The sequence below is a fragment of the Lacipirellula sp. genome, assembly GCF_965279485.1.
GTDB lineage: Bacteria > Planctomycetota > Planctomycetia > Pirellulales > Lacipirellulaceae > Lacipirellula.
Window position 1 is genome coordinate 322,243 of record NZ_CBDIIC010000001.1, and the last position, 22,448, is coordinate 344,690.

Here is a 22,448-nt window from a genome sequence, read left to right on the forward strand (position 1 = left end):
GGCAGTTATGCGGGGAGGGCGTGCCACGGCGCGGTTGGAACTGGTTGCGTGGCTGTGACGTGTTCTGCGCGCCGGGCTAGCAGCGCTGACGAAACGCCGGCGCTGAGGAACAGCGGCCAGTGTTCGGTGGGGAGCAGCGTCAAGTCGTGGAACAGCGCCGACGACAGGTAGTTGATGACGACGGCGAGTTGGAATAGGCCTTGGGAGCGTTCCCACATCGGTAGGTCTTCGGCGCGATACAGCTGCCACGCCATCCGCGTCCAGGCGACGAGCAACGCGAGGAATAGCGTCACGCCGACGATGCCGGTCTCGACCAGGATGCTAAGGACCGTGTTGTGGTGGTCGAGGTTGCGGAGCGATTCGAGTTCGAGCTGCTGGCTACGATCGGAGAGGTACGGCATCTTTAGGTCGTAGTAGCGACCAAACCCGCAGCCGAGGAGCGGGGCGTCGCGCCACATCCGCATAGAGACGTACACGAACGACGCCCGTTGGTAGACCGAGTGCTCGGCGGAGGCGTCGGAATCTTTGCGGCTGAGGTTTGTCACCTTGTCGCCAAGGGCGACGACGCCGATGGCGCCACCGAGGATGACGCCAATCGCCAAAGCGGTGCGCCACTTGGGGAGTTGAAGTGCAGGAACAACAGCGAGACCCGCGGCAAGGCCGATCCAGGTTGAACGAGTGAACGTGAGGAAGATGCCGCCGGCGATGGCGAGCAGCAATCCGGCGACGGCGCCTTGCGCGAGTCGCGAAAGTTTGGGCCACAACATCCACGCCGCCCAGAAGCAGACGGTGAGCATGATGCCCAAGCTCGCTGAGTTGAGCGACGGGCCGCGGGCACGGCCGAAGTGGGTGCCGAGCAGCGGGTCGGAAATATAGCGAGGGAAGACGGCCCACCACTGTTTGGTGATTTCGGCGAACGCGGTGAACGCGAGGAACCCGCCGAGGCCGGCGAGAATCCAAAGCATCCCGCGCCAGCGGCGCTCGCCGTCGTTCGACGTGCGAGCGGCGAGGTACAGAGCGGCGGGAATCCAGAACGCAGCAATGAGTCGCCACCAAGGTTTCACGGTAGAACCGTCGGGCGGCGGCGTGGGCGTCATCGCGCAGCGAACGGTGAAGTACCCAATCGCGGCGAGCAACAACCAATCGGCCGGCGAGATGTGTCGCAGCGCGAGTTCGCCTTGCCGCCATTTCCAAATGTAGGCGGCGCCGAACCCGATCAGCAGGACGCGGTCGACGGTGAGCGGGATCGGGCCAATGTGAGCAGTCCACAACGGCGGCGCGAGGACGTAGCCGAGGGCGATGAAGGCCCCGCAGCCCATCCAGAGCGAACCCCACCGCGCATACGCCGCCCACCAGAGCAGTCCGCCGAGGGCAGCGATGGCGATGGCGACTTCCATAGGGCATTGCGAGAACTGCGGTCGTCGATCAGTTAGCGGATTGCTTGGCGACTTGGATCGCTTCTTGCAACGACATGGCCGGGGCGACAGCGACGCCGGCGGGCGGCAGGCTGCCGAGGGCACTTGGCAGCGCACCGGGAGGAAGCGGCAGCGAGGGTTTGCGTTCGGGCATCGTCGCGACCGGCGCGGCGACCGTGGCGGTTGCGCTGGCGCTCGTTACTTGCGCTGCGGCCGGGCGGCCGGTGCCCAGCAAATGTTTCGACGCGGCGGCGAGTTCAGCGCTCGTGCCGAGGCCGCTCCAATGTTCCGCCGGTGGGCGAGTTTCGACGTCCCACGGCTGCGCACTGCGCGGCATTGCCGACGCTTGTGACGGCGCGGCTGCCGCGAAGTGTTCCACGGGCTGCAGCGGTTCGCGTGCGGGAACGGGTTCGAATGTTTCAGCACGACGTTGCGTTGGTGCCGGCGCATATGGAATCGTTTGCGATGGAGCGGGACGAACTCCCACGACCGACTGCGTCGATTCTTGCGGCGCCCCGACGGTAGTGAAGAAAATGAGCGCGACGCCTAGCATCCCGCCGCCGACGGCGCCGGCGAGCGCGATAATCGTGCGGCCCGGCCCAACCGGGCGGGGGCCCGTTTCAGGCGTGCCGATGCGAGTCACGAGGCTGGCGCCCTGGGCGGCGGCTTCGGCAGCCTTCGCGGTGCTCAGATTGTGACGGGCCTGGTTAAGCGTCGCGCGGCTGTTGTCGACCGCGGCGATACGGTTGGCATACTCGGCCCGTTGCTCGGCCAGTTTGACGAGCCGGGCTTGCAGGGCGTGCAGCCGCGTCTCCGTGGCGGTGACACGTTGCTCGGCGAGGCTCTTTTCAACCTCGGCGCCGTTGACGGCGGTATCGAGTTCGCGGTGGAGATCGTTGCGGATCTGCGCTTCGCTTTCAATGGCTGCCTTTACTTGCGGATGTTCATCCGAACGGGTGCCAGAAAGTTGCGCGGTGGTGATTTGGGCCTTGATGAGGCCATCCTTCAGTTGCCGCAACGCAGGTTGCGTCGTCAGCAAGCTATTCGGGGTCGCGATCAGCTGTTGGGCGTCTTGTTGGGCCGCTTCGAGCAGCGAGATCAGCTCGCCCGCTTCGCGGACCTGCGTTTGGAACTTCCGCAGATCAGATTCAAGCTGCACGAGCTCCGTGCGGAGGTCGCTTTGCCCGCTCGAACCGGAGTGGAGCATCCGGAGCTCGCCGAGGTCGGCGCCGACTTCGGTTTCGAGCGACGCCAGCTTGGCCGTTTGTTCGTTGTTCATCGTCGTGGCGAGATCGACCTGCTCCTGCAGTTCGGCGACGAGGCTTTGGGCCCGTTCGGTGCGGAGCTGCTTGAGGGCGAGATCGAGCTGCCGGCAAAGTTCGCCGACGAGGGCGATCGCACGCTTGCGATCGGGATCTTTCATATAGAAGTAGAAGACCTCGGTCTTGCCGAACTCGCCGCCGTGGGGCGGGAGCATTTTGAGGTGCTCGCGAAACTTGTCGATCTCCTCGGCGTCGGGCTCGCCGGCGGCGCCGTTGAGTTCTTGGTTAACGGCCTTGAGCGTGCCGACGACGACTTGCTGACTCTTGGCGACTTCGAGAATCGTTTCCTGCAACGTGCGCATCTCGTACAGATCGGCGAACTTGCCGGGCGTGGGACCGCGGGCGCCGGCAGTTTCCTGCCGCACGACGAGGCCTTGCGACGCTTCCCAGTAGCGCGGCATCACCAGCGAGTAGGCGGCCGCGAGCACGCCGCCGACGATGGCGGGCGCGAGAATTAGCGCCTTCTTCCGCCACAGCAAGCGGGCGAGTTCGTGGGGCGTGAGCGAGGGAAAGGGAGCGGCATTCATCGCGTGGGCTCGATCGATGAGGGCGGAGAGCGCGCGGCAATCCGCTCGCGCAGGGCTCCCCTCCCGATACACGAACTTAGCTCATGGAGGATCGCTGCCGGCGGAATCGTCGGCCGCCGGGGATGCGGTGCGGCTGGCCTGACCGGCCGAGCCGTTACAGTCGCTACTTCGGGATTCCGTTGTCATCATTTTGCGAATCCCGACCTATGTTTTCGCTGACTTTCGGACGGTGGACGGGCCGCCCGTGCGCGAGCGTTGCGCGCGGGTGCGGCCGACGCCGGCGTTTTACGAATCATTTCAGGATTGCCACGGTGCGACTCCAACGCTTCGACAATCTGAACGACCTGCTGCCCTACCGCGACGCCTGGGATCGGCTCGCTGGTGGGCTGCCGTTCCGTCGTTGGACGTGGCTGGCGGCATGGTGGCGGCACTACGGCGAAGAGCAGGCCGAGCGCGAACTGAGCGTATGGATCGCGTTCAGCGACGCGTCCGATTCAGCAGATAGCGTTCGCGCCATTTTGCCCGCGTACTGTGAAACGACCTGGACGCAGGGCTGCGTCTTGCGGCTGCTAGGCGATGGGGAAGTTTGCAGCGAACATCTGGGAGTAATTCTCGATCCGGCGTTTGAAACCGATGCGGTGGACGGCATCGCTGAAGCGATCGCCGCCATTGGCGAGATCGATCTGGTTGATTTCACGGCGATCGACGACGCCGACACCGCGACGATGAATCTGCTGGGGAGCTTGGCTCGCCGCGACTTCACGACGCGGCGGATGTCGACCGACCGCTGTTGGGCGATCGACTTGCCGGCGACGTGGGACGAGTTCCTCGCCCTGCAGTCGAAGTCGCACCGCAAACAGATTCGCCAGATGGAACGCCGCGTGCTCGACTCGCCGCGGGCCGAGTGGCGGATGATCGCATCGCCGGAGGAATTCGGCGATGCGTGGCAAACGCTGGTCGACTTGCATCAACGTCGGCGGCAATCGCTCGGCGAGCCGGGTTGCTTTGCCTCGCCGACCTGGGCGGCGTTTCATTGGGACGTTGCTCAGCAATTGCTCGCCGAAGGCCGATTGCGGCTCTCGACGCTCACGCTCGACGGCCAGCCGATTGCCGCGGAATACCACGTCGGCAACGCCGAAGCGACTTGGGCCTATCAAGGAGGCGTCGATCCGACGCGGCTTGCTGACGAGCCGGGGCAACTGTCGACCATTTGCTCAATCCGCCACGCAATCGCCGCCGGACAATCGCAGTTTGACTTCCTCCGCGGCGACGAACCATACAAAGCCCACTGGCGCGCAACGCCCCGCCAGGCCTATCGATTGACTGCAGTTCCGCATCGACTCTGGCCGCGGTTGCGCGACCGGGTGCGCGGGAGCGCGACCAACTTACGAACGACCGCCAAGCAACTCACCTCGCTGTTTAGTTAACGAGTCGATGCCGCAGACCTCCGCGTTTTTCCGCCCCCCTGAGGTGTTTCACATGCTAGCCGAAGCTTGCAAAGAACCACTGCTGGGCATGTACTACCTCGCAACGCTACCGTTGCGTCGTCGTCGGGCTGCGCAATTGGTCGCCGCGGGGCAAGCGCCGATCATGTCGCTCTTCTACCATCGCGTTGCCGACGAGAGTCCGAACGACTGGACGATCTCGAACCAGCGATTTAAAGAAGAGATGATCTGGCTGCGGGAGCGGTTCGAGATCATTTCGCTCACCGAAGCGCAGCAGCGGATGGGGTCGGAGGCGAACCGTACCGCGGCGGTGTGCATCACGTTCGATGACGGCTACGCCGACAACTGCCGCGAAGCCCTCCCGTGGCTGATCGAGCAAGACATTCCGTTCACTTACTTCGTCGCTTCGGGGAACGTCCTCGAAGGCCGGCCGTTCGTGCACGACGTGCGGCAAGGCAAGCCGCTCGAGCCGAACACTCCGGAGCAAATTCGCGTGTTGGCCGAAGCGGGCGTCGAGATTGGCGCCCACACGCGCAACCACATCAATCTCGGTCCGATCACCTCGCAGCAGATTCTCGACAGCGAAATCATTGGCTCGAAAATCGATTTAGAAAAAATCATCGGCCGATCGGTGCGCTACTTTGCGTTTCCGTTCGGACTGCATGCGAATCTGTCGCAACAGGCGTTCGCGACGGCGTTTCGCGCCGGATACTGGGGCGTCTGCTCGGCGTACGGCGGCTACAACATGCCGGGCGACGATCCGTTCCACATCCAACGCATTCACGGCGACCCGAGTTGGGCGCGGTTCTGCAATTGGATGACTGCCGATCCGCGGAAGTTTCGGCGGATTCCGCGGTTTGATGCGGGGGACTTTCGCGGGGGTGCGGGGCTAATGGGCAAATAGCACCGAAGCGCTGAATTGTGAAAGCCACCGTCTCTGACGGTGGACGAATGTTCGAAAACGATAACCAAACGTGATGCACCGCCGACGACGTCGGCGGCTTTATGAGAGTCGGATCTATCGCTACTGAAGCTGACAACTCGAAGACGCTGGACAAGCGCCGAAACCTGGAGGCTGATACGCTCGCCGCGAGCGTCATCATTCTGCTCGTGGTGACGGTCGTCCAGCGAACCGTTGGCTTTGGCCGCGGGATCTTATTCTGCCGCTGGCTGAGCCCTGAGTCGCTCGGCGAGTGGGAGATGGTGTACAGCTTTTTGATGCTGGCGGCGCCGCTCGCGGTGCTCGGCGTGCCGGGGTCGTTCGGCCGTTACGCCGAACATTACCGGCAACGCGGGCATTTGCGGACGTTCCTCAACCGGGCGACGATCTGGACGACAGCGTGCGGGTTGATCTCGGTGGCGATCATCGAACTGATGGCGCCACAGCTCTCGCAAATGATGTTCGGCGACGCGAAATACGCCGACGTCATGCGAAACATCGGCTTCTGCCTGCTAACGATTATCCTGCAGCACACACTGACCGCGCTGCTGACGGCGCTGCGACTGGTGCGGATCGTCTCGGCGATGCAGTTCGTGCAGAGCATCTTATTCGCGGTGATTTCGCTCGGGTTGATGTGGAAGTACCCGACGATGAACAGCATTCTGTTCGGGTACTCGATCGCCTGTTTGATTTCGTCAGTCGGCGCCATCATTTGGGCGTGGCCGGCGTTCACCCATCTCGATCGGCCCGAAGACGATTTGGTCCACCGCGAGTTTTGGACGAAGCTGCTGCGATTCGCGTTCTTCGTCTGGGTGACCAATCTGCTGACGCATCTATTTGCGATCGTTGATCGGTACATGATCGTGCACTGCGCTGGTCTGACGCCGACCGAAGCGTTGGAGCAAGTGGGGCACTACCACAGCAGTCGAATCATCCCGTTGCTGATGGTTTCGGTCGCCGACCTACTGAGCGGGTTGGTCATGCCGCACCTCAGCCACGATTGGGAAGCAGGCCGACCGGAGAACGTTTCAAAGCGACTGAATGTGACGATCAAACTAGCGGCGATCAGCATGATGGTGTTCGGCGTCGCGGTGCTTTCCGTCGCGCCAGTGCTGTTCCATAGCGTGCTGCAAAGTAAGTACGACGACGGTTTGCACGTACTGCCGTGGACGCTGGCTGGTTGCGTCTGGTACGGAATTTACATCATCGGCCAGAACTATCTTTGGTGCGCCGAGAAGGCCAAACTCTCGACCGTCCCGCTATTCATCGGGCTGGTGACGAACATCATTCTCAATTTCATTCTGCTGCCGATCTACGGGTTGCATGGGGCGGTATTCGCGACGGCCATTTCGACCTGCCTCTGTTTGGTCGTGGTGCTCGGCCTCAATCGCCGGCATGGGATGCGCGTCGACCTGGGGACATGGCTGCTGTCGATGGCGCCATTCGCGCTTGGGTTCGGCCTGTGGCCGGCGACAGTTGTCACTACTGCCGTGCTCGCTGCGAGCTTGCTGACGCCATGGATCCTTAACCCGTTGGAACAATACGAACTCAAACACTTCGCCTTCGAATCGCTCGCCAAGGTGCTTCCCGTGCTGCGGCGTCCGCGCGTTCGAGCGGCGAACTGATCCGCTAAGTTGCGAGGCTTGCGATGGAAACTGTCGAACGTTCGAAACCACTGCGCGTCTTGTTCTTGCTGACGAGCATGCCGGTCGGCGGCGCCGAGACGCTGCTGGTGAACCTGGTGCGCCGCCTCGATCGGAGGCGGTTCGCGCCGGAGATCGTCTGCCTCAAAGAGCCGGGGCCGCTCGGCGAAATGCTGGCGGACGAGATGCCGGTGCATCACGATTTGCTGGCCTGCAAATACGACGTGCGGATTCTGCCGCGCTTGTGGTCGCTGATGCGGCGGCCGCAGGCCGATGCGGTGGTGACCGTCGGCGCAGGCGACAAGATGTTTTGGGGACGGCTCGCCGCGTATCTCGCAGGCGTGCCGGTGGTGGCGTCGGCGCTCCACAGCACCGGTTGGCCTGACGGCGTTGGTCGGCTCAACCGGATGCTGACGCGGATCACCGACGCCTTTATCGGCGTCGCCGATGCGCACGCGGTCCACCTCGTGGAGAACGAATGCTTCCCCGCCGCGAAGGTCAACACGATTTACAACGGCGTCGATTGCGAGCGATTCTCACCGCAAGATGCCACGCCGATTCGCAGTGAGCTTGGCATCGCTGCCGACGCACCGGTGGTCGGCATCCTCGCCGCGCTGCGCCCCGAAAAGAATCACGAACTGTTCCTGCACGGCGCCGCGGCGATTCGCCAAACGCTGCCGGCGGCGCACTTCATCATCGTCGGCGACGGGCTGAAGCGGAACGAACTGCAAACGTTGGCGAAAAATCTCGGGATTGCCGAGGCGGTGCACTTCGTCGGTTCGCGGAGCGACGTCCCCGCGCTGCTCGCGGCGTGCAACGTCGTGGCGCTTACTTCGCACAACGAGGCGTCGCCGGTATCGATCCTCGAAGCCCTCGCCTGTGGCGTCCCGGTCGTGGCGTCGAACGTCGGCTCGGTCCGCGAGACGGTGGTCGACGGCGTCACGGGGCGGCTGTTTGCGCCGGGCGACGAGGGAGCGTTCGTCGGGGCGACCGTAGAACTACTGCAGAATCAGGAAGAGGCCCGCCGGCTGGGCGAAGAAGGACGGCGACGGGTCGAGGCCCGCTGGTCGCTGGAGGCGATGGTCCGCGGCTACGAAGAGCTGATCGAGCGGATTTTTGTCTCGAAGCAGGTGGCGAAATTGGCGCCCGCCCTGGCGACGGACGACGACGAGGGGCCGAGCACGCTGCCGTTTTTGACGGGCGTTTTGCCGCGGCGAAATGCGAAAGGGACGATGTAAGAGATTTTTTCTTGTGGCTCCCTCCCCCTTGAGGGAGCAACGAGCACGGTCGCCAGCGGCGAGCGAGCGCAGGCGGTAGTCTGTGCGTAGCACCGGGCGGGGGGAGGGGGTTAAAGCGGGTACCAGCCACGCCCCCCTCCCTAACCCTCCCCTCAAGGGGGAGGGGACCAGAACAATCAATTTTTGGCGCGGTTGTGTGCGGGCGGAATCGGGAGCGTTCGGCGAGTTGAGAATGCCCAAATCGCGTGCATTCCGCTCGACTCGCCCCGCCATTACCATACAGCTTCGCCATTTTCCGAAACCCCGCAGTCTGACATGGTCACCGAAACCCTCCTCACTTGGATTGCCCGCGCGATAAGCGGGGCCAGCGTGCGCTGGGTCGAATCGCAACCCGATACCTGCCAACGGGTTTACTTCGCCAACCACACGAGCCATCTCGACGTGATCCTGGTCTGGTCGGCCCTGCCGACGCCGGTCCGGCGGCTCACCCGGCCAGTCGCTGCGAAGGATTACTGGTCGAAGGGCTGGCTCAAGCCGCGGCTCGCGAAGAGCTTCAACGCGATGCTGATCGACCGGACCGAGATCAAGGTCCACCAGAGCCCCGTCGACCTGATGGTCCGCGAGATTGGCCGGACACAGTCGATCATCATGTTCCCCGAGGGGGGGCGTTCGAGCGGCGAATCGGTCGGCGAGTTCAAGAGCGGGCTCTATTACCTCGCGAAGAAGCGGCCCGACCTTGAATTGGTGCCGGTCTACATCAACAACATGAATCGCATTTTGCCGCGCGGCGAGTTTCTGCCCGTGCCGCTGTTGTCGTCGGTGACGTTCGGCCCGCCGTTGTGGCTCGAGGCCAGCGAACCGAAGCCCGATTTCCTCGCCCGTGCCCGCGACGCGATCCTCCGCCTGAAGGAGGTCTGACGATGAATCCGAACCTGTTAATCTTCGTCGGAACGGTGCTGCTGCTCTTGGGAGTGGCGACGTTCGTCGGTCAGTGGCTGCGAAAGCGAGAGTCGCCGGCGCTCGATCGCCGAGCGATCGAATCCTTCAATTCACGCATCCAGGCATGGTGGTTCTTCACTGCCGTGATCGTCATCGCGTTCCTGTTGCCATGGCTGACCGTGGTGCTGTTCGCGTTTATTGCATTTTGGGCGCTGCGGGAGTTCGTGACGCTGACGCCGACGCGCATCGGCGACCACCGGGCATTGTTTTGGGTCTTTTTCTTCTTCACGCCGATGCAGTTTTTGCTTGTCTACCTCGACAAGTACGGACTCTATAGCGTGTTGATCCCAGTATTCGCGTTCCTCTTCATCGCCGCGCGGGCGGCTGTGTACGGCGATTACGACCGCTTCTTGGAGCGGATCGCCAAGGTGCAGTGTGCGCTAATGATTTGCGTCTACTGCTTGAGCTTCGCACCGGCCTTGCTGTACCTGAAGCTCGACACGCCGGAACGGTACTATCCTGCCGGGATGCTGTTCTTCTTCATCACGATCGTGCTCGCCTCGGACCTGCTCGAATGGTTCTGGAGCCGGATTTATGCAAGGCACCTGATTGCTCAGAAGGTCGATCCCGTGATGTCGTGGGAAGGGGTGCTGGCCGGGGCGGCGTCGACGGCCCTGTTGGGCGTGCTGCTGCAGTGGGCGTCGCCGTTCCAGTATTGGTGGCAGACCTCGGCGATGGCGCTATTGATCGCCCTGACCGGAGCGGCCGGATCGCTAACGATGTCGGCGATCAAGAAAGACCGCGGCGAGGTTTCAAGCGGGAACTTTGTCGAAGGGCACGGCGGCGTGCTGAGCCGGATCGATTCGATCTGCTTCGCGGCGCCGGTGTTTTATCACGTGACGCGGTACTTCTTCGGCGCGGGTTGAGCACTTAGCCCCCGGTTCTTCAAACCGGGGGGAGCTGGCACGGTGGACGGGGTCGGGGGCGTTTTGCCACTTGCAGTCGTCAATTCGGGCGAAAGCCGCTAGTGGCAAAACGCCCCCGACCCCTTAACGCTTACCGCATTGCATTCTCACGCCCGCCGCTCATCATGATCGGGCGGCCCGATTCGTAGCCGGCCGTCGCGGCAACGGGTTGCGAGTTGCGAGCCGGCACCCAGTTGGTGCTCTCGCCGTAGACGCTCTGCGGGCGGGCGGCGACGTTGCCGACGGGGCTGGCCGTCGGGGTGATCGTCGCCGAGGCGCTGCTCGCCGTCGATTGCTGAGCCGGAACCGTCACTTGAGCCGAGGCGAGCATCGTGCCGCCACCGCCGACAAGCTGCAGCGGCGGACGACCCGCGCGAACCCAGTCCATCCACGAGTTTTGCAGCGCGAGCAGGTGCTCGTACTCATAGTGGCTTTGGATGGCAGCCCGCCAATCGTTCGTCCGCATGCCATCGGCGAGGAAGTTCAGGAAAACCTGCTTGCCGCGCTGCGAGATAAGGAACTGCGAGAGCGAGTGGCCCTGGGCGTAGAGGGGTAGCACGTCGGCAGGGTACTCGGTCATCGCGAACATCTCGTCGAAACGAATGCCGCGCTTCGTCTTCAGGAAGTCGATCAGCATCCGCTCTTGTTTCTGGATTTCGCTATGGTGCTCGACCGTCGTGCAAGCGCCTTCGTCGGCCCAGCGCGGTAGCGGCTGGCGGAAGTGGGTGGCGAAGATCGTGTGCGTGATTTCGTGCGGCAGGACCGAGTCGAGCACCCGTTCGCGCGAACCTTGGATGTTCATCCGCCAGTCGTAGACCTGGCCTTGGTTGAAGACGAAGCTCGTGGCGCCGCCAGCGCCGAGGTGAGGAGCGACGGTCGCTTTGATGGGGCAAGGTTGGCTCCAACGCGGCAACTCTTTGCCGAGCCATTCCTTCGCCAGGTCGCAGCGCCAGACTTCGGCCGAGTCGCCGATTTCCTTGGCGAGTTGCGGCGTCGGGGCGTCGACGGTGAAATTCACGGTGCGGTAGCCGGCCGCGTGCGAGAGCGGCGACACGGCAGCAACGATCGCTGCCAACAACGACAGCGCAATAAGCCTACGAAGGCTCCGAGAGACCTGAGCGTCCATGCTCTTCCTTTGCGATTAAAGGACCATCCTTGTCCTGGGATCGCGACGATAGCTGCGGGGCTAGCGTCGAGACGTTCGCATGCGGCCTGCGTGTAGAGCAACTGTGGGGCCGAATCCATCCGGCCGTTAACTCAGAGCTTGCCGATTCGAGGGTCAAGGCGGGGATTAACGGGACGAAATCGTAGACTTACGGGTCACGATAGCGGGGGTTCCGTTCCGTCAAGGTTTGCAGAATTTACCGCACTCGCCGTAAATTGGCAAAGAGCGATTGAATGAGAAAAGTGGAGAAGTGGTGCTAGCACGGCAAGGCGTGCGTGCGGCGACGCGCATCGCGATTCGTGAAAATGCGCGAAGCGAGCCGGGCCGTCTCGGCCCCGGCGCGTGTTGAATATCGAAGCCACAACCAAGACCGGAGGGGATAAACCCTCCGGCTCGCAGTTGGTACTACTTCGCTTGCGCGGCTTTGATCTGGTCGACCATGCGCCCGGGCGAGCCCATCGCGTTGTAGCCGCCGTCGAGGTGCAGGATCTCGGCAGTGACGCCGGCGGACATATCCGACAGCAGGAACGCACCGCACTTGCCCGCTTCTTCGTGCGTGATGTTGCGGCCCAGCGGAGCCATCGCTTCGTAGAGCGACAGCATTTGATCAACGCCGGCGCCGCGGCCCGAGATCGTTTGCAGCGGACCGGCGCTGAGGGCGTTGACGCGGATGCCGCGCGGGCCGAGGTCGAACGCCAAGTACTTTACGATCGAGTCGAGGGCCGCCTTGCAGACGCCCATGATGTTGTAGCCGGGGACGCATTTTTCGCCGCCGTAGTAGGTAAGCGTCAGCACGCTGGCGCCATCCTTCAGTACGCCCTTCGCCCCCTTGGTGAGCGCGATCAAGCTGTAGGCGCTAATTTCCATCGCGATCTTGAAGCCTTCGCGACTCGTGTCGAGCGTGTCGCCCTTCAGGTCTTCCGGCGGGGCGAAGGCGATCGAGTGGAGCAGGAAGTCGATCTTGCCAATCTCGGCCTCGCAACGGGTCATCGCCGCGGCGATGTGCTCGTCGTTGGTAGCGTCCATCGGGGTGAAGAACTTGGCGTTCTCCTGGCCTTCGACCAGCTTCGAGATGCGGCCGAGGTTCTTCTGGCGGGCGTCGTCGGCCTTGTCGGGCATGTAGGTGAAGCCGCAGACGCCCCCCTCACGCATGATCAGCTCCGCGATGGCCCAAGCGATCGACTTCTCGTTGAAGACGCCGGTGATGAGACCCTTTTTGCCGCTGAACATGCCCATAACCCGCTCCTAAATCGCCGCGAATGCCCTGGAGTGCCGGGGTCGGACGACCCACGGCAGTCGCCGACCCTCCGAGCGGATCCGCGAGCGTCGCAGGATACACCGCTATCGCCGGCAACGGTAGGGGGGCGTTTTACCCCTGCATTTCCGCGGAATTTGGCCCCGGCAAATCATTTAGACAACACAGCCGCTTGACCTGACGTCTACAAAAGGATACACTTGCCGTGAGTCTAAAAGATGTCACTTGCCGCTGCAGCTGCACCGATCGATTACTCCCCTGGCATAAACTGAGAACAGCCCCGTGGCCAACACTACCGATCAAATCCCGCTGCTCCGCCTGCTGCTCGCTAGCTCAGGCCGGCATGACACCCTCAAGGGGCTGCTCGACGAGGTTTTGCCGGAAGCGCGGGAGCTCCTACCGGCCGCTTCGCTGGTGGTGGTTCACTCGAACCCGCCCAAGTGGGAGGTGCAGTCGGCCAGCGGCATGGGCGAGCGGCAGGTTCCGGCGGAACTCGTCGCTGATGCGATCGACCGCGACGGCGTTGCTTCCAGCGCTGATTGGCTGGCCGCTCCGCTCGGCGAGGGTTATGCGATTGCGGCGCGCGGGCTGAGCGATCAGGCGGCGTTCCGGCAGTTTGCCGAAGGGCTCGCGGCGGCCGATCGTTCGGTGCTCGGCCGGCAACGGCGTGAGCATCGCATTCGTCGGCTGGAGACGATTCTCGAAATCACCCACGCCTGGCGGCAGACGAACTCAATGGAGGCGCTGCTTAAGGCGATGGCCGAAGCCGCCACCGAACTACTGCAAGGCGACCGCGCGAGCATCTTTCTGTGGGATCGGCCCAAGCACGAACTGGTCGGTCGGCCAGCGCTTGGCGTGAAAGGAAACGAGCTGCGTATCCCTGATGATTCGGGCATCGTCGGCCAAGTGATCCACAGCGGCGAACCGCGTCGCGTCGGCGGCGGGCTCGGCGACGAGCAAATCGATCGCGACGTCGACCGCTCGACTGGTTACACGACGCACTCAATTCTCTGCGTGCCACTGCTCGCGCCGAATGGCCGCTGCCTGGGCGCCTTTGAAGTCCTCAACAAACGCCAGGGGCACTTTACGGATGACGACGAGCGCGGGCTGATCGAGCTCGCCGCTCACGCCGCGGTGGCGCTGCAGAATACGCAAGAATTTGAAGAGCTGCTGACGAAGCATCAACAGCTGGTCGCGGAAGCGGCCCAGGGACTGCAACTCATTGGCGAGAGTCCGGCCGTCGAGGCCGTGCGCTCAACGATTCGGCGGATTGCCGACACCGATCTCGCGATTCTTATCCTGGGTGACAACGGCACCGGCAAAGAAGTCGTGGCGCGATCGATTCACTACCTCAGCCGCCGACGCGAACAGCCGTTTATCGCGGTGAATTGCGCGGCGATCGCCGAGACGCTGCTCGAGAGCGAACTCTTCGGCCATGAAAAAGGGGCGTTCACCGACGCCCGCGAATCGCGGCCGGGCAAGTTCGAGCTCGCCTCGGGCGGCACGCTGTTTCTTGACGAAATCGGCGACATGAGCCTTGGCGGGCAGGCCAAGCTGCTGCGGGTGCTCGAAGACAAAACGGTGGTCCGCGTCGGCGGGTCGACGCCGATTCATACCGAGGTTCGCATCCTCGCAGCGACGAACCAAAACCTCAGCGCGATGGTCCGTGCCAAACGGTTCCGCGAGGATTTGTTCTTCCGGCTGAATGTGGTGAGCCTCGAACTGCCGCCGCTCCGAGAGCGCGGCGAAGACGTGCTGCGGCTGGCCGATCACTTTCTGCAGACATTCTGCCGAACGATGGGGCGGAAGGCGCCGAAGTTCTCGGCCGCCGCGCGGAAGCGATTGCTGTCGCATAACTGGCCCGGCAACGTCCGCGAGTTGCGCAACCTGGCCGAACGGCTCGCCTATCTCACCACTGGCGACGTCGTTGAAGTCGACGACTTGGTGCTGATCGACTCGGGCGGGAGCGACGCCGATCGGCTCGCCGAGTTCGAGGGTTCGCTCGCCGATGCAACTCGCGACTTTCAGCAGCACTACATTCGCAAGACGATCGATGGCTCGCGCGGCAATATGAGCAGCGCGGCGAAGCGGTTGGGGCTGCACCGGTCGAATCTCTACCGCAAAATGCGGCAGTTGGGGATGGCGACGGATGGGGCGGAGGATGAGGGGGACGAGTAGGTATGCGGGGTGTCACGGAGGTTGGCGGTCCGCATTCCAACGGTTTGAAGAACCGGGGGGGTAACGTGCTACGCAGTGCGGAGTTTGGCTTCAATGCGGCGGACCGCTTCCTCAACCTGGCAGAGCTGATCGCCGACGACGATCTCGCCCCGCTCGGCGATGAGTCCGTCGAACTTTCGTTGCGCGGAAACAACCGTGCTGTGGCTGCGGCGGCCGAAGAAGTCGCCGATTTCGCTGAGGGCGGCCCGGGTGAACTTGCGGGCGAGCCACATCGCCAGCATCCGCGGTTCGGCGACCGCACGCGACTTGCGTTGCGACTTAAGGCTCGTCGACTCGACGCCGAAGACTTCGCAGACGGCCTTCTGGATGTCGATCAGCCGGACTTGCGGCGAGTGTTGGCGGCAGAAGTCGGCGATCGCTCCGCCGGCGAGTTCGAACGTGATCGGCTTGCGGGCCGCCATGCTTGCGGCGACCAGACGGTTGATGGCGCCGCTAATCAATCGGCCACTGCCGACGACTTGCTGCGCGACGAGTTGCATCACATCCTCGCCCATCGCGATGTCCATGCGGCTGCTCATCGCCCGCACGATGCCGAGCCGCGTCGCGTAATCGGGCGGATCGATCGCAACCGCGAGGCCGGCCGAGATCCGCGACGCAAGTTCGACGCTGACGGCTTGGAGTTCCGAAGCCTGCCGATCGCTCGACAACACAACCTGCCCGCCACGGCTTTGCACAGCGTCGATCGTGTATAGCAGTTCTTCGAGCGTCGCCCGCTTGTTGTTGAGGAAGTGGACGTCGTCGATGGCCAGCAGGTCCAGGTTGCGGGTCTTCTGCCGCAAACCCGGGAGCGACCGCTTATCGAGGGCTTCGAGAAACTGCGCGGTGAACTGCTCGGCAGTGAGTTGCATCACGCGCGGGCGTTGCCGCGAGGCGCGCCCCATCGCCGCGACGGCGCTGAGCAGATGCGACTTGCCGGTGCCCGACGGGCCGTAGATCAGCAGCGGGCTGAAGCGCCCCAGCTGTTGAGTCGCCGTGCGGGCCGCTTCGGCCGCCATGCGATTCGAATCACCGACGACAAAATCTTCGAAGGTCCAACGCGGGCGTTTGCGTTCGGCCGATTGTTCGGGCAGCGCCGGCAGCGGTTGAGCGGCGGGCTGCGAAACGACGCTAGTCTCGACGATGCCGTCTAGCGACAACTGCGACTGGCAGTATTGTTTGCGGCGCGTGTGGCGCGGGGCGCGTTTGAGGGTCGCCACTTCGCCGTTAGCGGCGGCTGGCGAGGATTGAGCAGGTTGCGAGGTTGCGGCAAACTCCACGGACGGCGACGAACCAAAGACGCTCGCGCTGCATGAGGCGAGCGCTTCGTGCAGATTGCGGCGGAGCCATTGCACTTCCATTTGCGAAGCGCAGCCCACCAGCAGCACGCCGTCGGCGAGCGTAAGCGTCGTTTGCGGCCCGAGCCACAACTCGTAACGCTCGTTTCCGAGGTTACGGCGTAACTCTTGGCGCAATGCGGACAGCCTGTCCGAATCGTCCATGACCACTTCCTGTGAGCTTTCAAAAGCGCGCAACACGACCGCGACGGAAACGACCCGGGAAATTCATTTACCCGATCGCCCCCGCTGATTACTCGTGCGTGCGCCCACCCGTTGGAGAAGCGATCGGTCGCGTGAACGGCCGATCGACGTTGTTCGTTGTCACCTGCGAGAGGCGATTCTAGGGACGCTAGCACTCCTGTCAAAGCCCTTGACTTCATTCGGCGTCGCGTACTTTTCGCCGCTCATGAAAAGGGTCGAGAAACGGGCCCTCCCGATCGTGCGCTCGCGGCGAAAAAAATTAAACTCCCGAGAAGGCCGTGCGTGGATAACGTGTTGGGGTCGGAATTTGTATCGGCGATTCGCCGACGAATGCGAATGAGTCGGAAAATGTCGGATGATTCGACACTCGCAACAGAAGTCTTGATCGCAGCGTTTGTTACGCTCGCGCGCGTAAACGGGCGTACACAATACGCTCAGCCCACGTGATAAAACCGAGTCGACCGTAGACGCGAAGCGCGGGTTCGTTGGCCGCATCGACGGCGAGCACCAACCGTTCGGCATGATGGCGCGCGGCAACGTCGATGGCGAACTCCACGATGCGTGCGCCGTAGCCGCGGCCGCGCGCTTCGGCGGTGATCCCCATGTAGACGAGCTCCCAATTCCCCAACCCAGGGTGTTCCGCGAGGATGAGAGCCCCTACATCTTGTCCCTCGGTTTGCGCGAGGTACCAGTGCTCGGGGCGATGCGTTCCTTGCGCGCGATAGCCCTGCAGTACCTCGGCGAGAGGGCGAACGCCGTCGAGACCCGGACAATCGAGCGTGCCGACGTACGTTTGCTCAACGATGCGCTCCAGGCGGCCTGATTCGCGTTCCGCATGCGCGGCGAACGCGAGCGGCGAGGGCGTTAGCGATGGCCCTCGCGAATCAACACGACGTGAATCGTCCGCAAGGTCGACGTAGAGGTACCGCAGCGTCGCAAACTTCGGGAAACCCGCAGCCGAGCATTCGGCGTCTGAATAACCGTCGTCGGGGCTTACCACCAGTTGCGTCAGCGGAATTTGCCGCTCGTCGACGAAGGCCGCCGCGGCCCGCATTATCGCGCTGCCGATGGCGCCCTGATTGGGGGGGATCCACAGGCAGGCCGTCTCGCCCGGCAGCCTTTGGACCCAGGCGACTCCCGTGATGGAATCGGGACTGATCTCGATGTTCACTGGAGCGGCCGAATCGGACGCCGCGATGAGCAAGCCATCCCATGCCGTGGCGGTCGCCACGCCGGTTGTATGCAGAGCCTGTGCCAGCCCAGCTTGCAGTTCCGCGGGCAAGCTGTCGTGCAACTTGCGAAGCGCAGCGGGCCGCCAATGCGGTGGACAGCGGACGACGGTGCACGACTTCTCAGGCATCGCGACAGCATAACTGATGGGCGGGCGACTCGCTGCAGCGCGAGCGGGGCGACGAAGCCAACGCCACGCATCGCGGAAGGTTTTCCGTTGCTCGAACCTCCTGGGCAAGCCCATCCCCCAGACGCCCTAGGATGGTGAATACGCGCAGGGCAGCCTCTTTAGCTGAAGGCTACACGCACCCCATTCTCGCCAATTTTCGGGCGTTCATGGCTTTCAACCAACGTAAATCGAGGCATCGCCGCATTCTTTGGGCCTCATTCTAAGCCACGGCCCTTAGCGCATTCAGCCGACGCTAGCGTGGTTCCGTCAACGACGGGGCACTGCCGCAAAAATCGGCGCAAGTCGCGAGTTTCACTTCACTTGCACCCGATAAGTGACCTAGTGAGGCAACCTACCGCCTCCTACAATCCCGCCGCGCTGCCACGGATTTGGCCGCTCGCCGGGCTCCTCCGTTGCTCTCAGCATTCACTGCTCGCACTCTAGGATCGTCACGCGATGCTCGGACAAGGAAGTCCGATCTGCCGGCCCAACGCGCCGACGCGATTCGTCGCCCTTGTGGCGGCCATCGCGGCGCTGGCGTTCGGCTCGGAGTGCGCACTTGCCGAAACGATCGAAGTTCGCCTCCGCTTCGGCTGGGGCGCTAACGCTCAGTCGCAGCAAAAATGGATCGGCTCCATTGCCGTCGCCGGCGGTGAACTGAGCGACCTGCAACCCCTCGGCGTCGAAGCCGACGAAGCGGCCGCCGTTCGGCTAATCGAGAATCGCGTCGCCATCGCCCCCCTGCTCCGCCGCCAAGCCGACGGCTGCGACGTCACCATCCGCGCGGATGAAACCGCGAGCGTCGTCGTCGATCTCCGCAAGTCTCCTGAAGAACCAGTCAAGCCGATTGAGTTCAAACTCGGCGACCTCGCTGCCGCCAAGCAGCAAACGCCGCTCGACGATCTCGGCAGTTACGTCCGCGTCGAGCGCGCCCCGGGCGACCTGCTCCGCGTGCAACTCAATCGCGATCATTTGGTGTTCAATCCCGAAGAGTCGCTGCGGCTGACGCTGCGACCGCAAGTCGCTACGATCCTCACGGCGCCCGCGACGCTTGAAGCGAAACTCTACCGCCAGGGATCGTCCGCCGTTCTCTGGCAAGCGACCTTCGCCTGCGATCCGCAAAACCTGAGCGAAATTCCCGTCGAACTCGCCGTCCCGAAAGCCGAAGGCGCCTACCGCCTGCGGATCACGCTCGTCGAACGCCCGGCCGGCTTCGCCAGCCGCTTGGCGCCTTGGGAAAAAGGTTCGGAACTCGCCGCTCGCAACATCGGCTTCGTCGTCGTCGATCCCGCTGCCAAGCTTCCGCGTCTCACCGACGAATGGGAAACGGTCGCGATGATCGACGCCACGAGTTCGTCGTGGTGGCAACGCCTGCCCCACTGGACGCAGGTCGAAAAGCTGCCCGGCTTCTCGACGCCGCGGCCGCTTGGCAACGTCAAACCGCTCCTCTCGCCGCTCGGCCAAAGCCTCGTTGAACTGCCGCCCACGTCCCCGTCCGACGATCTCGCCTGGCAAGCCTATCTGCTGCCCGTAAAAAGCGTCGGCGAGCCGCACGGCATCGAGATTGAAGTCCCGCGCGACTACGAGCAACACCTCGCCGTCAGCATCATCGAACCCGACGCCGCCGGCGAAGTCCGCACGTTCGGCCGCGACTGGGGCGTTTTTACCGCCGATCAAACCACGCAAACCGTCGACGCGAAAACCGGCGTCGTCACGCATCGCATCGCTTTCTGGCCGCGCACGAAATCGCCTGCCGTGCTGATCGCCAATCGCTCGCACGAGCATGGCGCCCTCTACGGCAAAATTCGTCTCCAACATCGCACGACGAAGGCCGCGCCGAACGATCCCGCCAGCCCCGCAGCGAAACAGCGTCTGGCCGCCGCCTACATCGCGGCGCCAACGTTTGCCGATTCCTTCGGCGCCGCCGGCGAGTACGACGCCGAGAGTGGCCGCAGCATCGAAACGTGGCACACGTTCCTCACCGCCGCCAATCGGCTCGCCCAGCAACTGCATGCCGCCGGCTACAACGGCGCCGTCCTCTCGATCGCCAGCGAAGGCGCCTCGCTCGCGCCCGTCGCGGGACTCGGCGTGTCGCCGCGTTTCGATTCGGGCCTGCTCGCCGCGACCGGCGAAGATCCGATCCGCAAAGACGTGCTCGAAGTGCTGCTCCGCATTTTCGATCGCGAAGGCCTCACGCTCGTTCCTGCCGTGGAACTCGCGTCGCCACTGCCGGCGCTTGAAGCAATCCGTCGCACCGCCGCAGCCGGCGTCGGCGGTATCGAATGGATTGGCGTCGACGGCCAATCGTGGGCGATGAGTCAGCATCCGCCCACCGCGACGACGCCCCACTACAACCTTTTGCACGCCGACGTGCAAACCGAACTCGCCGCAGTCGTCGATCGCATCGCTCAGCGTTACGACACGCATCCTGCCTGGGGCGGCGTCGCCCTGCAACTCCACGGCGGCGGCTACGGCGTCACGCCCGGCATCGCGTGGGGCATGGACGACGAAACGGCGACCAGCTTCGCCGTCGCCAGCGAAACCGCACTGCTCGTCGATGGCCACGAGCGCTTCGCCCGCCGCGGCGAACAAGCCCGTGGCCCGCTGGCTCCCGCATGGAACGCGTGGCGTTACCAGCAAACGACGAACTTCTACGCGAACGTCGCATCGCAGCTATCCAATCGTCGGCCTGATGCACGCCTGATTCTCTGTACCGAAGACCTCTTCGCCGGCGCCAATGCTGCCGAACGCCTCCGCCAAGCGGTCTCCGGCCGGGCAACGCTCGACGACGCGATTGCCGAAACGGGCCTCGATCTCGCCCAACTCGCGAAGACGCCTGGCGTTACGCTCCTCCGGCCGCGGCGCATCGCCTCGGAAGACTCCGTCGACGCCTCAGCGACCGATCTCCGTCTGAACCATGCCCCCGAGTTGGAACAGCTGTTCGTCAGTCGCGTCAGCTGCGGCGAAGAGCTCTACCACGTGCCGAGCGAGTTGCGATTGGCGACCTTCGACGCCCAAAGCCCGTTCGGCGCCAGCCATACGAACCTCACGCTCGTCGCCGCGTCGACCGCAGCGCACGAGCAGTCGACGCGCGGCATCGCCGCCGCTCTCACGGCCCGCGACTTCAATCTCGCCATCAGCGGCGGCACGCAATTCCCACTGGCCGACGGCGACATCCACCGCGATGCGATGCGGCTCTTCCAAGAGCTCCCCGCCGCTGGCGGCGAAACGCGCACCGAACGCAAGCAACCGGTCACGCTTCGCATTTACCGCGAAGCCGAGTCGACGACCCTCTGCGTCGTCAACGAATCGGCCTGGCCGCTCGAACTCACCATCCCGCTCGAAGCCAGCGGCACGATGGTGTGGCGCCGACTGGGCGTCGATCCCACGCTCGAAGCATCGCAAGCCGCGAGCGATCCGACGATCAGCGGCACGCTGCCGAACGGCCCCAAAAATTGGACGACAATTCTGCCGCCGCACGGGGTGCAAGCCCGCCGCTTCTCGTCGCCAGCGGTGAAGATCGGCGCGTGGACAGTGAAGATGAGCCCCGCCGCCAAGGCCGAACTCGCCCGCCGGCTCGCCGAATTCGAACAGCGGATGGCGGCGCTCGATTTCGAACGCGTCTACAGCGAACTGCAAAACCCCGACTTCGAACTCACCGGCGAAGCGGGCCAAATGCTCGGCTGGCAACCGCGAATCGGCGCCGCCGGCGTCGTCGACCTCGCCCCCGAAACCGAACCAGTCACCGGCCACTCGCTCCACCTCCACAGCGAAGACGCCCTCGGCGTCGCCGTGCAAAGCCACCTCTTCCCGATTCCGCCGACCGGCCAACTCACCGTCCGCGCCAGAATTCATGGCGCCGCGGGAGCCGCGAAATCGCAGCTCTACGCCTGGTTCGAATACGAAGCAGCCGGCGTCACGCGGCAACGCTACGTCGCCGTCGGCGGCGAGCAGCAGCTCAACGCCGCGTGGACTGAGTACGAGTTCGCCGTCGACGACCTGCCGCTCGCCAGCACGGGCCAAATGCGGCTACAGTTCCACCTCGTCGGCCACGGCGAAGCCTGGATCGACGACGTGCGGCTGTACGACCTTCGCTTCTCGAAAGAGCAGCGATACCAAATCTCCAAGCGGCTCTACGCCGCAAAGTCGGCCCTCGACGACGGCCAACTGATGGACTGCCAGCGCCTGATCGACGGCTACTGGCCACGGCTGTTCGTGGAGCAAGCTCCGATCGCAAGCATCGCCGCCAAGCCGAACGATGTCTTGCCGACGCCAACGGCTGGTTCCTCAGCCGAAGAGCAACGCGGCATCAGCGACCGCCTCCGCGGCATGGTGCCGCGCATTCTGCGTTAACGCGAGTCGATGCAGCGCATCAACCCTAGCCCCGGGCTCCGCCCGGGGGTCGCTCACCATTCCGCTAAGCGTTGCGGCGTCGACCTT

The 22,448-nt window shown here is 63.8% G+C and carries 14 protein-coding genes; 8 read left to right on the forward strand and 6 right to left on the reverse strand.

Annotated elements, in window-relative coordinates; translation table 11 throughout:
* Positions 1-5 precede the first annotated feature (5 nt).
* Together ACQY7R_RS01385 and ACQY7R_RS01390 are read right to left on the reverse strand one after the other, a co-directional pair.
* Complete coding sequence (locus ACQY7R_RS01385; RefSeq protein WP_428303810.1) at positions 6-1,397, reverse strand: O-antigen ligase family protein; 1,392 nt, start codon at positions 1,395-1,397, stop codon at positions 6-8.
* A 28-nt stretch (positions 1,398-1,425) separates the two neighbouring features.
* Positions 1,426-3,264: a GumC family protein gene (locus ACQY7R_RS01390; protein ID WP_428303811.1), complete on the reverse strand. Its 1,839-nt coding sequence runs from the start codon at positions 3,262-3,264 to the stop codon at positions 1,426-1,428.
* A gap of 311 nt (positions 3,265-3,575) precedes the next feature.
* Between ACQY7R_RS01390 and ACQY7R_RS01395 the strand changes: the two genes are divergently transcribed.
* The 6 genes from ACQY7R_RS01395 (at position 3,576) to ACQY7R_RS01420 (ending at position 10,395) form a co-directional block, all read left to right on the forward strand.
* Positions 3,576-4,691 carry a GNAT family N-acetyltransferase gene (locus ACQY7R_RS01395; RefSeq protein ID WP_428303812.1) on the forward strand — a complete coding sequence of 372 codons (1,116 nt, stop codon included), beginning with the start codon at positions 3,576-3,578 and terminating at the stop codon, positions 4,689-4,691.
* Between the two features lie 52 nt (positions 4,692-4,743).
* Positions 4,744-5,613 carry a polysaccharide deacetylase family protein gene (locus tag ACQY7R_RS01400; protein ID WP_428303813.1) on the forward strand — a complete coding sequence of 290 codons (870 nt, stop codon included), beginning with the start codon at positions 4,744-4,746 and terminating at the stop codon, positions 5,611-5,613.
* A gap of 101 nt (positions 5,614-5,714) precedes the next feature.
* Complete coding sequence (locus ACQY7R_RS01405; RefSeq protein ID WP_428303814.1) at positions 5,715-7,274, forward strand: lipopolysaccharide biosynthesis protein; 1,560 nt, start codon at positions 5,715-5,717, stop codon at positions 7,272-7,274.
* Between the two features lie 23 nt (positions 7,275-7,297).
* Entirely contained in the window at positions 7,298-8,530 is a 1,233-nt protein-coding gene (locus tag ACQY7R_RS01410; protein ID WP_428303815.1) for a glycosyltransferase, read from the forward strand.
* A 315-nt stretch (positions 8,531-8,845) separates the two neighbouring features.
* Complete coding sequence (locus ACQY7R_RS01415; RefSeq protein ID WP_152099266.1) at positions 8,846-9,448, forward strand: lysophospholipid acyltransferase family protein; 603 nt, start codon at positions 8,846-8,848, stop codon at positions 9,446-9,448.
* 2 nt (positions 9,449-9,450) lie between these two features.
* The gene (locus tag ACQY7R_RS01420) at positions 9,451-10,395 is read left to right on the forward strand and encodes a phosphatidate cytidylyltransferase (RefSeq protein ID WP_428303816.1); all 945 of its coding nucleotides are present in this window, start codon (positions 9,451-9,453) and stop codon (positions 10,393-10,395) included.
* A 130-nt stretch (positions 10,396-10,525) separates the two neighbouring features.
* Here the strand turns inward: ACQY7R_RS01420 and ACQY7R_RS01425 are convergent, their stop codons facing one another.
* On the reverse strand, positions 10,526-11,509 hold the full coding sequence (locus ACQY7R_RS01425) for a hypothetical protein (RefSeq protein ID WP_428303817.1): 984 nt from the start codon (positions 11,507-11,509) through the stop codon (positions 10,526-10,528).
* A gap of 495 nt (positions 11,510-12,004) precedes the next feature.
* On the reverse strand, positions 12,005-12,835 hold the full coding sequence (locus tag ACQY7R_RS01430) for an enoyl-ACP reductase FabI (RefSeq protein ID WP_428303818.1): 831 nt from the start codon (positions 12,833-12,835) through the stop codon (positions 12,005-12,007).
* Positions 12,836-13,136: 301 nt separating this feature from the next.
* Between ACQY7R_RS01430 and ACQY7R_RS01435 the strand changes: the two genes are divergently transcribed.
* The gene (locus tag ACQY7R_RS01435) at positions 13,137-15,032 is read left to right on the forward strand and encodes a sigma 54-interacting transcriptional regulator (RefSeq protein ID WP_428303819.1); all 1,896 of its coding nucleotides are present in this window, start codon (positions 13,137-13,139) and stop codon (positions 15,030-15,032) included.
* Between the two features lie 68 nt (positions 15,033-15,100).
* On the opposite strand, the gene dnaA is transcribed toward ACQY7R_RS01435, so the two are convergent.
* Both dnaA and ACQY7R_RS01445 read right to left on the reverse strand, forming a co-directional pair.
* Positions 15,101-16,570 carry a chromosomal replication initiator protein DnaA gene (gene dnaA, locus ACQY7R_RS01440; protein WP_428303820.1) on the reverse strand — a complete coding sequence of 490 codons (1,470 nt, stop codon included), beginning with the start codon at positions 16,568-16,570 and terminating at the stop codon, positions 15,101-15,103.
* 436 nt (positions 16,571-17,006) lie between these two features.
* Positions 17,007-17,969, reverse strand: coding sequence for a GNAT family N-acetyltransferase (locus ACQY7R_RS01445; RefSeq protein ID WP_428303821.1), 963 nt, complete (start codon positions 17,967-17,969; stop codon positions 17,007-17,009).
* A 495-nt stretch (positions 17,970-18,464) separates the two neighbouring features.
* On the opposite strand from ACQY7R_RS01445, the gene ACQY7R_RS01450 reads away from it, so the two are divergent.
* Complete coding sequence (locus tag ACQY7R_RS01450; RefSeq protein ID WP_428303822.1) at positions 18,465-22,361, forward strand: hypothetical protein; 3,897 nt, start codon at positions 18,465-18,467, stop codon at positions 22,359-22,361.
* Positions 22,362-22,448 lie beyond the last annotated feature (87 nt).

Coding starts and splice junctions, on each gene's coding strand:
- dnaA (WP_428303820.1), bottom strand. CDS start 16,570: ATGGACGATTCGGACAGGCTGTCCGCATTGCGCCAAGAGTTACGCCGT.
- ACQY7R_RS01390 (WP_428303811.1), bottom strand. CDS start 3,264: ATGAATGCCGCTCCCTTTCCCTCGCTCACGCCCCACGAACTCGCCCGC.
- ACQY7R_RS01450 (WP_428303822.1), top strand. CDS start 18,465: ATGCTCGGACAAGGAAGTCCGATCTGCCGGCCCAACGCGCCGACGCGA.
- ACQY7R_RS01410 (WP_428303815.1), top strand. CDS start 7,298: ATGGAAACTGTCGAACGTTCGAAACCACTGCGCGTCTTGTTCTTGCTG.
- ACQY7R_RS01430 (WP_428303818.1), bottom strand. CDS start 12,835: ATGGGCATGTTCAGCGGCAAAAAGGGTCTCATCACCGGCGTCTTCAAC.
- ACQY7R_RS01445 (WP_428303821.1), bottom strand. CDS start 17,969: ATGCCTGAGAAGTCGTGCACCGTCGTCCGCTGTCCACCGCATTGGCGG.
- ACQY7R_RS01415 (WP_152099266.1), top strand. CDS start 8,846: ATGGTCACCGAAACCCTCCTCACTTGGATTGCCCGCGCGATAAGCGGG.
- ACQY7R_RS01400 (WP_428303813.1), top strand. CDS start 4,744: ATGCTAGCCGAAGCTTGCAAAGAACCACTGCTGGGCATGTACTACCTC.
- ACQY7R_RS01405 (WP_428303814.1), top strand. CDS start 5,715: ATGAGAGTCGGATCTATCGCTACTGAAGCTGACAACTCGAAGACGCTG.
- ACQY7R_RS01420 (WP_428303816.1), top strand. CDS start 9,451: ATGAATCCGAACCTGTTAATCTTCGTCGGAACGGTGCTGCTGCTCTTG.
- ACQY7R_RS01385 (WP_428303810.1), bottom strand. CDS start 1,397: ATGGAAGTCGCCATCGCCATCGCTGCCCTCGGCGGACTGCTCTGGTGG.